We start from the raw sequence: 12,150 nt of genomic DNA on the forward strand, positions 1-12,150 counted from the left end.
CGAGCGGCCGGTTCGTACGGATGCCCGTCGAGCTTGCCTGCAAGCGCTCTCAAGGGCAATAGCGAGGAGGCCGGGCCCGCGCTCGCCGCGCTCTACCGAGTGACGTAGTCGATGTCGCACTCTGGCTCTGCAGCCATCAGTCCCACCATCGGCCTCGCGACTTCTTCCGCTGGCGCTCGGTGTACTTCTGCAGATCACCTGACTCCACGATGTCGAAGGCCTTCATTTTGGCTTCAAGCATGTCGCGGAACTTCAGCTTGCCGCGCTGGCCGTCGATCTGCAGTTGGTAGGCGCCGGCCGTCATGGTCCAAAGAACTTCGATGATGAAGCGCTTGTGCTTGATGCTGTGGTGGGAATGGCTGCGCTCGTGCCAACGACTGGATTCAACGAAGGTCCGGCGACGGCTCAGATAGCGGCGCTGCGACTCCATGAGGTTGCTGGCTAGCGTGGTGTCGGTGAGGTGGTCGCAGCATGTTTCTCCGACCTCCATCGTCCCCCACTTCGGATGGAACACAGCGAAGACATATCGAATCTCATTGCCGCACAATTCACATTCGCCATTGAGGCCGCCGAGATCGTCCCATCCGCAGTGCGTCCAGCCGACACGCGGAGCCACGATGCCATGCTCGGCAGCGTGGCAGCCCTTGCACATCGTCGAGCACAAATCGTAGGGATACTCCCAAGGCTTATGTCCAGGGAGGTAACGCTTGTGATGCACCTGGAGGACCAACCCGCCCAGTGCGGCCGACCGGCCGCACACGGTGCACGTGTAATTGTCCAAGCGGAACACTTCCGCTCGAAACACCTTCCAGTTCTTGCTGCGGTATGCATCCATTCTTCGCTACCTGCCTTGGTGTGATCGCTCTTAGTTTTGCGAGCCATGCGCTGAAAAGGCCAGTACCGCCGAAACGCTTGTGCGCATCCGATGTCCGACTCGCCAATTGATCAACCTTGAACATCGCTGCGCGTTGGGCTCCCCTGCAGCAGCCCTCAGTCGGCATGGATGAGCTTCAGCACCTCATCCGCTTCGGGCATCAGATCCTTGGCGATCTCGCGCTGCTCTGGCGCCGAATCGCCAGTTGGGCGCGAAGCTGAACCGAGTCGGTAGGCCGGCTACGTCTCGTCTGCAGGGGTTAATCGAACCCGGGAACGATCATTTCAGGGTAGCAGCGACAGTACCCTCGTTCACCGCACGACGCTTCGCCCGGGTGGCCATGAGAAGGGCGTCGATCCAGACGAAATTTCTTACCCTCGCCATCAACCCTCCCCTTTGGTGCGATCACGCTGGGGCTTTGGAAGTGGGGCATTCAACATTGTCATCGTGACACCCCTGCGCTCGGCATTAAGTGCCCACGTCACGAACTGCTCGGACAGTAACTCGTTCTCCGCTTCGAGCCGTACTACTTTGCCCTTGAGGCGTTCAACTTGCGCCAGAGCCGCACGAACCCGTTCATCTCGCGGCTCGCCACGGCTTGGCAGCAATGTGCCGCGCAGCGCGTCCTTCTTGAGCGAGAAAGCAATTGCAACTTGAGGGTACTCGGCGAGCGTGAATCGCGAATAAAGGTGCCCGGTGGATTTTTCCACTCCGGCCAATAGCAGTTCCCACGTGAGCTTGCCTTTCCAGACATCAAGTATGTCCAGGATCATGGCAATGCGCTCGCTGGTCATGTCCGGCGCGCGCGACTTCTTCATTCCAACGCCTTCCTGCGTGTTGTTCTGACAAGCTTGATCGGATGAATGTTGTCGACCGTGATGAGCGGTGCGTTGGAAACGTCCAGACGAATTCGCGCTCCAGCGGGCACTGCAGGATCGTCCAGAATCGCCAGCATCGCGTTGACTTTTCCCAGCGTTTTGACTTGGTGTTCTACCCACGTGTCGGCGCCGTATTCCTCGTCGCTCAAAGCTTCCCGGGCCTGCTTCAAAAGGTACTCGGTCTCGCTCTTGAACAGGCGCAGATTCGCCTCCTTTTTCTTTTCTCCCTTGATGCACTCTTGCTCTTCGCAATTCATGCAGTCGCGATACATCTGGCAGGGTTCGCTCGCAAAGTCATGTTCGCACCATCCGTATTCGGTTGTGTGTGCAGCCGTGAGTCCCAAGCTTCCGAATTCACTGCGAGCCACCAGATCGCGGCCGACATGGATGGCTGGCTCTAATTCGGACGTGAACCCCTCATTCAGTGCCTGACTGATGGGCGCCTGAACCTCGTCAGAGCTCATGTGATCGTAAGCTCGGTTCTGTCTAGCATCTTTTCGCCCTGAAAAGATAGCGATTTCAGCGCTGCTCAGACCACCTGTCTGCGCCAGCATATTCAGATAGTGACGAAGGCTGTGGCTGCGTAGATTGATGCGCGAACCGTCGTCCTCGGTGTAACCGAAGCGCTCGAAGATGGACTGCCCGTCGATCCGGCCGCCCAACTGGAACGAAATCACACTGTAGTCAATGCAATTGAACATGCATAGAAATGTTGCCCGCTTGGAATGCACTTCGTTTGTGCGCGCGATGGCCATGGCGTTTTGGCACAGAAGTTCTGGAGCGCCAGGTACATACGGGAAGGTCGTCGGCAGCATTGCGATGACGGCGCGCTCAACGTCTTCAAAACGGTATCCGATGCGTCGCCCGCCAAGCGGTACGGAAGTCAATTGTTTGGTGGTCCTCGCCCAGAGGCTGGCTTCGCTGTATGCAGCTTCGTAGCCCCACAGGACAAGGCCTATCTCGGTCGGCGTCAGCACCGCGCGATCTCTGAAATGCGCAACATCCTCGTGCAGGTAAAGCTTTGTTGGATTCGCGGTGTACCACGCTGCCAAATGCTGAGCGGCGGCCGTCACTTGAATGATGTTCGCCACGGCCTCGCGGGCGATCGGCGCCATTTCTGTCGGGAGCCACTTCGTCGTGTCTTCAAAGCCTTTAGAGCCGGACCACCGCAATCCCAGCTTCCCGCGATACTCGCCATCACCTTCAACGAGGCATTTTCGCCTAAGCCGAAGCACCTCGTTGATACGCTCGGGCGCGCAAAGCATCATGCTGGTCATGCTTGAAATCAGGACATCAGCGGGCTCGACCGCCTCATGAAAGATGCCGCCCAATGCACGAAGCGTAGAAGCTGACGGTAGCTTCTCCTGGCGCGCCGTCAGTGCCGCCTTCGAAATGCGCGACCCCAGTTCCTGGGGCTTTTTGACGCCGTGGATCCAGCCTTGGCGAAGAGAGATGAATCCCTTGGACCGCATGAAGTCCGCAATGTTTTGCAGCTGACCGCCAATCTGATAGGCCACATTTGGCGAGGCCTGTTTTTTTGCAAGTTCGACGGCTTCGTCCAGCACCATTTCGTCCACAGCTGTGGGCCTCGAGCCTTTGCACAACTCGCGCAAGGCGGCTTCCAGATTGCGAAGCGCCGCCACACGGATGCTTTGAGACGTCACCGGTCGCTTGTCTTGCAGGTAGACCAGGGTGGCTTTGGCGAAGTCCAGAAAAGGAGGCGGCAGGCTTGGCGTGGATTCACGCGCCTTGGATGCCTCCAATGTGCTGAAGACCGCCCGGTGAATTTTGTTACTGCCCTTGATGTGACCAATGTCCCAAACGTCCACTTCGAACTGCTTGTCGGCACCGAGGACTGCCGATGTCTTGCAGAGCTGCACGAATGCTTCAAGATTTGCCAGCGAGTTCAGTTCGACACGAGGCGTGAAGTGAAGGACCGCACCGATCACGGCCCGCCCTCTGACTTGCTTACACAACGTTGCTCCCAGACTTCGGCGCAGAGCGCGATGACCTCCTGCACTGCTCTGATGGGCTCATCGTTGACCGCAGCCATTCGCTCATCGGTCGCCCATTTTTCGCGATCAGCTTGCAGTCGGTGCAAAACCTTCTCGTGCGGAGCGTCAAGCCAGGGCTCAAAGCGAAAACAGCCATAACAAGCGACCGGTTTGTCGAATGCACAGCCACTGCCTTTGCCAGCACAACTGCCAAGCGGGTCCTTCGAGACCCGGAAGTCGATGATGCGGCTGCCGGGAGCAGCGTTGTGGGTCGTGTGCGCCTCGTCCTCGACCAGCCGTCCCTTGAACGCCCTGGCAAGCGGGGCGAGAAGCGCGCCCATGGTTCTATCGATGTTTTCGATAATTTTTGGCGAGGCAGCGACATAAACCTCGACGTTCTGAAGATCTGCGTGGCCGAGGCGATTGGCTATCACCATTTTGCTGGCACCTTCTTCGGCCAAGCGGGTGCCAAACGTGTAACGGAATCGTTGCGGCGTCAACGGCATCGGCGCAAAATCCAGCCTCGCGGTCGGCGGCGCGATAGCGCTCATCAGTTGCTTGAACCAGATGGACAGCGTGTTCGGAAGGCAGTGCCCAAAAAAAAGATGCTCTTTTGAACGTAGCTCTTTCGTGGGCCCAAGGGGCATTACCAAGGCCTGAGGGAAGAAAGCTGAGTGTTCTTCGTACCCCTCCTTTCGCAAGCCATCAAGGTAGTCGGAGATGAGTCGTGTCGTCTGCGGGCTGATATCAAACTGAAGGAAGCTCATTCGGGCGTGCGCTTCACCGGTCTTGGCCTGCGGCAGATTGAGCACTGAAGCGGCACCATCGAAATCGCAAAACTTCAGGGATGCGTACTGAGAGATGCGCCCACCGCACGCGAGTAAAATTCGGGTCAGCAACAGCGTCCACAAGGGAAGTTCTCCCCGCCCATAAGCCGCGTTCGAAGCAGAATAGAGAGCGGTATATTCATCCTCGCTCAAAGGTCCCTCGACGGGGTCCCGTGTTCTGACTGCGTTGCCTTTAACGTTTCCTGGTTTTCGACGTTCGGACAGGAATTTCGCACATTCGGGCTTTATGCCTGGCAATCCTAGGGCCACCCATTTCTGTAGCAGCACGTTGAAGGAGCCGAGTCGTCCGACTTCATGAGCGCCCAAGCGCGACACAAAGCTGGATATATGTGGCACGTCGATCGCTTCGTCTGGACATGTCTGGATGACCTCTACAAAATGCGAAAACGCTTGGAGCAGGTTGGCGATATGCGCAGACGAGTGTCCCTTCAAGAAAGGCAGCAGCGCCTGTTTCAGCGAAGGTACGAAGGCTTCGAACCCATTGTGGTATCGACGAAAGTCAAGTCGAGCGTTGAACGGACCATCGTCCCATTCCCATAAGTCGCCCCTTGGGTCGAAACTCGCACCGCTGCGCGTGAAAACGCGTTCTGGCAGCCTGATTGCAATAGTGGTGGATGTACTGAACTCAATTGTCTGGGACATCCAGCTGCTCCTGAAGCTTCAAAGAAAGTTCACGTCCTTTTTTGGTCGCGTGACGGCGGGTGTACGTTGCGGCCGATTTCGAGTTCTCTGTCCACCCCTGCTGCTCATTCCTGGCCTTCTCTTCGACGGCATCCGTCAGCCCCAAAAGTTCAGCTTGCTCGGAGAAGCGATCGTTCCAAGTGTGGCGCATGACATGGCTCGTCAGCTTGACCGGTACGCCAGGGCAGGCTTCGCGAAGCAGCTTAAAAATCTTGTCAATGCTTTTCAAGGACAACGGCTGGCCATCGTCTGCGACGATGAGCTGGGGGTATTTGCGCGCGGCTTTGATCTTCTTCCTGTGGTCCTTGATGTAGCTCCAGACCGCCTTCATGATGGCCGGCCGCAACTCCACTTCTCTGTCATTGGTCTTGACGTTGGGCTGAATGCGACGGGGGTCTTCGTCAGCATCCGCCCGCCGCACAATGCGCAGCTTGGGCAGATGTTGGTCGAGGTCTCGGATTTGCATCCCCAGGAGTTCGCCGCGGCGCATACCGGTCGCGAGCAAAAGTACGACGATGAGCCAATTCCTCTCACGCACGAAGCCCCGCTTCCACGGGTTGTTGGGTGAATTCGGATGGATCGCGTCCAAAAGCCGGGTCTGGTCCTCCTTTGACAGTCCCTCTCGGGCGCCCAGCGTCGCTCTTCTGGACACCTTCGGGATTTCGGCACGGAACGCCTTGAGCGCAATGTCACTCTCAAGTTCAAGCTCTCTGCGTTGGTGAGGTGCTGGCAGCAACTCTCCGAAGTATGAAACCAGAAACTCCAGATAGTTGGCGATGTAGTGAAGACGAGTGGCTTGGCTTGCGACAACGACAGCCTTGAACTCTGCCGTAGCTGCCTTACGGCGATACCGGATCCGCTTGATATCGATGACGTTCCGACGCCGCGGTTTGTCTGCGTCCTCGCAAGACAGATCCGCCATCTGATATTGAGCTGCTTCGGCTAGATTGTTGAGTTCTGTAAGGGTCAGAAAACGACCTTGCCCTAATCGGCCGAGCAAGTTGATGCCCGCTTTGTCAAGCTCGCGATAAAGCAATGCGAGCGTTGTGCACACGCTGTGAATCGTGTTGGCCTTCAGCCCACGCTTTCTGTATCTGGCCAGGTAAAGGGTAACTTCATGGACTGGCAAGCCGCCCGGCCTGCTCAGCAAGGAATGATGCTCTCCGTTCTGAAAACGGAGGCGTTTTGCGACGAAGCTCGTCATCTACCCGCCATTTGTAGCCCATCGTAGTTAAACAACTACGCTACTAGAGCACAAACTAAAATGTGGGTGGAAAAAAGAAGCAGATCTCCTCTGAGAGAGGAGCCTCAATCAACCGATCTACGTTTGAGTAGGTTCTAGAACGGAATGTCGTCGTCCATGTCGTCGAAGCCCGACGACGACTTGGCCGGAGCCTGGCGCGGCGCCGGTGCCGGGGCACGCGGTGCGGCTGCGGGAGCACGCGGGGCGTAACCGCCACCGCCGCCACCACCACCACCTTGCGAGTAACCACCGCCGCCGCCCCCGCCTTGCGAGTAGCCGCCGTCGTCTTCCGGACCGCCCGACGGGCCGCCCTGGCCCTGGCGGCTGCCCAGCATTTGCATCTGGTCGGCGCGGATTTCGGTGGTGTACTTTTCGATGCCGTCCTTGTCGGTCCACTTGCGCGTGCGCAGCGAGCCTTCGACGTACACCTGCGAGCCCTTGCGCAGGTACTGGCCGGCGATTTCGGCCAGGCGGCCGTTGAACACGATGCGGTGCCATTCGGTGGCTTCGCGCATCTCACCGCTTTGCTTGTCTTTCCAGCGATCGGTGGTGGCCACGGTGACGTTTGCGACCTGATCGCCGCTCGGGAATGTCCGCATTTCGGGGTCGCGCCCCAGGTTGCCGACGACGATGACTTTATTGACCGATGCCATATGCACTGCCCCTGATAAGTAGATGAAGGAGGAGGTTGAGAGGAACCCTCCATTCTGCCTGAGCCGAAATCGGCCCGGCGCCGGCCAGCCTGGGCGGGGGCCGTCCGCCGCCGTCCATCCCCTGGTCATGACAGGCGGGGCCGGCGCCTCTATCATGTCCGGTTGCCCTCGGACGACCGCACCCCTTGAATTCACCCACCACTGAAGACACCCCGGAGCGTGACGCCTACCTTGGCGCCCTGCTCGCCCAGCAGCGCATCAGCATCCGCGGCGCGCGCACCCACAACCTGAAGAACGTCGATCTCGACATCCCGCGCAACAAGCTGGTGGTGATCACCGGCCTGTCGGGCTCGGGCAAGTCGAGCCTGGCGTTCGACACGCTGTATGCCGAGGGGCAGCGGCGCTACGTGGAAAGCCTCTCGGCCTATGCGCGGCAGTTCCTGCAGCTCATGGACAAGCCCGACGTCGACGTGATCGAGGGCCTGTCGCCCGCCATCAGCATCGAGCAGAAGGCCACCAGCCACAACCCGCGCTCGACCGTGGGCACGGTGACCGAGATCCACGACTACCTGCGCCTCTTGTACGCCCGCGCCGGCACGCCCTTCTGCCCCGACCACCACCTGCCGCTGCAGGCGCAGACGGTGTCGCAGATGGTCGACGCGGTGCTGGCCCTGCCCGACGAGCCCCGGCTGATGATCCTGGCGCCCGTGGCGCGCGAGAAAAAAGGCGAGTTCCTCGAGCTCTTCACCGAGATGCAGGCGGCCGGCTACGTGCGCTTTCGCGTCGACGGGCAAACCTACGAATACAACGACCTGCCCAAGCTCAAGAAGACCGAGAAGCACGACATCGACGTGGTCATCGACCGCCTGCGCGCGCGCCCCGACATGCAGCAGCGCCTGGCCGAGAGCTTCGAGGCCGCGCTGCGCCTGGCGGAGGGCCGCGCCATTGCGCTGGAGCTGGGTGCAAAGCCGGAAGGCAGCGCCGATGGCGCTGCGGGCGCGCCCGACAAGGAACACCTGTTCAACGCCAAGTTCGCCTGCCCGATCTGCCACTACTCGCTGTCGGAGCTCGAACCGCGCCTGTTCTCGTTCAACTCGCCCGTGGGCGCCTGCCCCAGCTGCGACGGCCTGGGCCACCGCGAGGTGTTCGACCCGGTGCGCGTGGTGGCGTTTCCGTCGCTGTCGATCGCCAGCGGCGCAATCAAAGGCTGGGACCGCCGCAACGGCTACTACTTCAGCATGGTCGAGAGCGTCGCCAAGCATTACAAGTTCGACGTCGACGCGCCCTTCGAGTCGCTGCCGGCCTCGGTGCAGCAGACGCTGCTGCACGGCTCGGGCGGTGAAGAGATCAAGTTCAACTACACCATGGAGTCGGGCAACTTCGCGGGCAAGAAGCTCACGAAGAAGCACCCCTTCGAGGGGATCATCCCGAACATGACGCGGCGCTACCGCGAGACCGATTCGGTGATGGTGCGCGAAGACCTCGCGCGCTTTCGCAACCAGCAGCCCTGCCCCGACTGCGGCGGCTCGCGGCTGCGGCGCGAGGCGCGCAACGTGTTCCTGGTGGACGATGCCGGGCACGTGGGCGCGAACGGCGGCGAGCCGCCGCGCATGGCGATCTTCGAGCTCAGCCACCTCACGCTGCGCGACGCCTACGCCTGGTTCAGCACGCTCAAGCTGCGCGGCGCCAAGGCCGACATCGCCGACAAGGTGGTGCGCGAAATCGGCCTGCGCCTGAAATTCCTGAACGACGTGGGCCTGAACTACCTGAGCCTGGACCGCAGCGCCGAGACGCTCTCGGGCGGCGAGGCGCAGCGCATCCGCCTCGCGTCGCAGATCGGCTCGGGCCTCACGGGCGTGATGTACGTGCTCGACGAGCCCAGCATCGGCCTGCACCAGCGCGACAACGACCGCCTCATCGGCACGCTCAAACACCTGCGCGACATCGGCAACAGCGTGATCGTGGTCGAGCACGACGAGGACATGATCCACGCCGCCGACCACGTGATCGACATGGGCCCGGGCGCCGGCGTGCACGGCGGACGCGTGATGGCGCAGGGCACCTACGCCCAGGTGTCGGCCAACCCCGAGTCGCTCACCGGCCAGTACCTCTCGGGCGTGAAGAAGATCGAGGTGCCCAAGCACCGCACCGCCTGGCTGCCGGCCGTGAAGAAGCCGGCCTTCAATGAAGGCAAGAAGCCCTCGCGCTTTCCGCAGAGCCCCGCGGCCGAACGCCGCGCCGCGCGCGAGGCGGCCCACCTGGCCTCGCAGACCGACCTGCAGGAGATCCGCGTCGTCGGCGCCACCGGCAACAACCTGAAGAACGTGAGCGTGGCCTTCCCCGTGGGCCTCTTGACCTGCGTGACGGGCGTGTCGGGCTCGGGCAAGTCGACGCTGGTGAACGACACGCTCTACACCGCCGTGGCGCGCACGCTGTACCGCGCACACGAGGAGCCGGCCGCGCACGAGTCGGTGGAAGGCATCGAGTACTTCGACAAGGTCATCAACGTCGACCAGTCGCCCATCGGCCGCACGCCGCGCAGCAATCCGGCCACCTACACGGGCCTGTTCACGCCCATCCGCGAGCTGATGGCCGAGACCAACACCGCGCGCGAGCGCGGCTACGGCCCGGGCCGCTTCAGCTTCAACGTGGCGGGCGGGCGCTGCGAGGCCTGCCAGGGCGACGGCGTGGTGAAGGTCGAGATGCACTTTTTGCCCGACGTGTACGTGCCCTGCGAGGTCTGCCATGGCCAGCGCTACAACCGCGAGACGCTCGAGGTCCAGTACAAGGGCCGGAACATCGCGCAGATCCTCGAGATGACGGTCGAGACCGCGCACGAGTTCCTGAAAGCCGTGCCGACCATCGAGCGCAAGCTGCGCACGCTGCTGGACGTGGGCCTCAGCTACATCAAGCTCGGCCAGTCGGCCACCACGCTCTCGGGGGGCGAGGCGCAGCGCGTGAAGCTCGCGCTCGAACTGAGCAAGCGCGACACGGGTCGCACGCTGTACATCCTCGACGAGCCGACCACCGGCCTGCACTTCGCGGACATCGAACTGCTGCTCAAGGTGCTGCACCAGTTGCGCGACGCGGGCAACACCATCGTCGTCATCGAGCACAACCTGGACGTCATCAAGACCGCTGACTGGCTCATCGACATGGGCCCCGAAGGCGGCGCCGGCGGCGGCACGGTGGTGGGCGAAGGCACGCCGGAAGACATCGCGGCGAACGAGGCGAGCCACACGGGCCGCTACCTCAAGCGCCTGCTGTAGCCGCGCCGCCAGCACGAATGCACGGGCCGCGCCACAATCGCGGCCCATGCCTTCCTTCACGCCGCGCCAGTTCGTTCTTCTCGTCCTCCTCACCCTCGCGTGGGGCTTCAACTGGCCGGTGATGAAACTCGGCGTGGCCGACTACCCGCCGCTGGCCTTCCGCGCGATTTCGATCTGGCTGGGCGTGCCCGTGCTGGCGATCGCGCTGGTGGTGATGAAGGTGCCGTTCCGCGTGCCGCGCAGCGCCTGGCCCGAGCTGGTGTGGCTGGGCGCGACCAACATGTTCGTCTGGCACGCCTGCATCATCCTGGCGGTGAAGGCACTCTCGGGCGGGCGCGCCGCGATCCTGGGCTACACGATGCCGGTGTTCTCCGCCGTCATCGGCGCGCTGCTGTTCTCGGCCGTGCTCACGCGCCGCGCATGGACCGGCGTGGGCGCCTGCGCCATCGGCGTCGGGCTGCTGCTGTGGCACGAGCTCACCGACTTCGCGGGCCGTCCCGGCTACGTGGCGCTGGCGCTGGTGGCTGCGGCCACTTGGGCGCTGGGCACGCAGCTGCTGCGCCACACGCGCATCGGCCTGCCCACGCTCACGCTCTCGTTCTGGATGACGGCCATGACGGCCGTGGTGATGACGGTGCTCTCATTGCTGTTCGAGCGCGACCAGTGGCGCTCGCCGGGCGCCGTGACCTGGGGATCGATCGCCTACAACGCGGTGCTGATCTTCGGCTTCGCGCACGCGGCCTGGTTCTACCTGGCGCGCGGCCTGCCGCCGGTGGCCTCGACCCTGAGCGTGATGTTCATTCCTGTGCTCGGCGTGTTCAGCGGCGCCGTGTGGCTCGGCGAGGTCGTGCACTGGCAGGACTGGGTGGCGGTGGCGCTGATGATGGTCGCCATCGCCTCGGTGCTCTTGCCTTCGCGCAGCAGCAGCGCGAAGGCCTGAGCTCAGGTCGTCGTCTGCACGTGCAGGCGGCTGGTCTTGCAGCGGTGCAGCGCGCGGTAGTGCTCCAGCGGCCGGCCATTGGCGCCGTAGGCGATCGACTCGATGCGCAGCAGCGGCTCGGGCTGCGGCAGGTCGAGCAGGCGACAGGTTTCCGCGTCGGGAAGCACGGCATCGATCCAGCGTTCGGCGCGCACCAGCCGCACGCCGTACTGGCGGCGCAGCACGTCGTACAGCGAGCGGTCGTCCAGCCGCGTGCGGTGCAGGCCCGGCGCCAGGTCGGCCGGCACCGCCGTCTCGACCAGGAGGCGCAGTTCGCCGTCGACGCTGCGCAGGCGCTTGAGGCCGACCACCTGCGCGTCTTCGGTGAGGCCCAATGCGGCGGCTTCCTGCGCGGTGGCGGCGCGCAGTTCCTGCACGAGGATCTGCGTGCGCACCGAGCGGCCCTTGCGCTCCATCTCGTCGGAAAAGCCCAGCACGGTGGAGACGAAATCCTCGTCGCGCTCGCGCGCCGACACGAAGGCGCCGCGGCCCTTGATCTTGTAGATGAGGTTGTTGCGCACCAGGTCGGCCAGCGCCTCGCGCACCACGATGCGCGAGATGCCGAACTGCTCGCCCAGCTCGGCCTCGGACGGCAGCTTGGCGCCGATGGGCAGCACGCCCTGCAGGATCTGCAGCCGGATGGCGTCGCGGAACTGCGCCCACAGCGGCGATTCGGAGTTGCGGTCGAGCGAGGTCGTCGACACGGTGTCGGGGGCGGTGGAAAGGGTCAC

The 12,150-nt window shown here is 62.4% G+C and carries 9 protein-coding genes; 2 read left to right on the forward strand and 7 right to left on the reverse strand.

Going from position 1 to position 12,150, the window contains the following annotated elements:
* Nucleotides 1-136 precede the first annotated feature (136 nt).
* From AC07XP_RS04635 to ssb, 6 genes are all read right to left on the reverse strand, one after another.
* On the reverse strand, nt 137-835 hold the full coding sequence (locus tag AC07XP_RS04635; protein WP_495263961.1) for a hypothetical protein: 699 nt from the start codon (nt 833-835) through the stop codon (nt 137-139).
* 422 nt (nt 836-1,257) lie between these two features.
* Nucleotides 1,258-1,692 (reverse strand): hypothetical protein, encoded by a 435-nt coding sequence (locus tag AC07XP_RS04640; RefSeq protein ID WP_495263962.1) that lies wholly within the window; start codon nt 1,690-1,692, stop codon nt 1,258-1,260.
* Nucleotides 1,689-3,701 carry an integrase gene (locus AC07XP_RS04645; protein ID WP_495263963.1) on the reverse strand — a complete coding sequence of 671 codons (2,013 nt, stop codon included), beginning with the start codon at nt 3,699-3,701 and terminating at the stop codon, nt 1,689-1,691. The genes AC07XP_RS04640 and AC07XP_RS04645 overlap by 4 nt, the downstream gene beginning before the upstream one ends.
* Entirely contained in the window at nt 3,698-5,236 is a 1,539-nt protein-coding gene (locus tag AC07XP_RS04650) for a site-specific integrase (RefSeq protein WP_495263964.1), read from the reverse strand. Before AC07XP_RS04650 ends, AC07XP_RS04645 begins: the two co-directional genes overlap by 4 nt.
* Nucleotides 5,220-6,479, reverse strand: a complete 1,260-nt coding sequence (locus tag AC07XP_RS04655) for a tyrosine-type recombinase/integrase (RefSeq protein WP_495263965.1) — start codon at nt 6,477-6,479, stop codon at nt 5,220-5,222. The genes AC07XP_RS04650 and AC07XP_RS04655 overlap by 17 nt, the downstream gene beginning before the upstream one ends.
* 134 nt (nt 6,480-6,613) lie before the next feature.
* Complete coding sequence (ssb, locus tag AC07XP_RS04660) at nt 6,614-7,171, reverse strand: single-stranded DNA-binding protein (protein WP_062480453.1); 558 nt, start codon at nt 7,169-7,171, stop codon at nt 6,614-6,616.
* 185 nt (nt 7,172-7,356) lie between these two features.
* On the opposite strand from ssb, the gene uvrA reads away from it, so the two are divergent.
* Together uvrA and AC07XP_RS04670 are read left to right on the forward strand one after the other, a co-directional pair.
* Entirely contained in the window at nt 7,357-10,440 is a 3,084-nt protein-coding gene (gene uvrA, locus AC07XP_RS04665) for an excinuclease ABC subunit UvrA (RefSeq protein WP_447740396.1), read from the forward strand.
* Nucleotides 10,441-10,486: 46 nt separating this feature from the next.
* Nucleotides 10,487-11,380: a DMT family transporter gene (locus AC07XP_RS04670; RefSeq protein ID WP_369630973.1), complete on the forward strand. Its 894-nt coding sequence runs from the start codon at nt 10,487-10,489 to the stop codon at nt 11,378-11,380.
* A 2-nt stretch (nt 11,381-11,382) separates the two neighbouring features.
* On the opposite strand, the gene AC07XP_RS04675 is transcribed toward AC07XP_RS04670, so the two are convergent.
* Nucleotides 11,383-12,150, reverse strand: a complete 768-nt coding sequence (locus tag AC07XP_RS04675; protein WP_172438465.1) for a GntR family transcriptional regulator — start codon at nt 12,148-12,150, stop codon at nt 11,383-11,385.

This window comes from Variovorax sp. GW531-E2 (genome assembly GCF_059423125.1).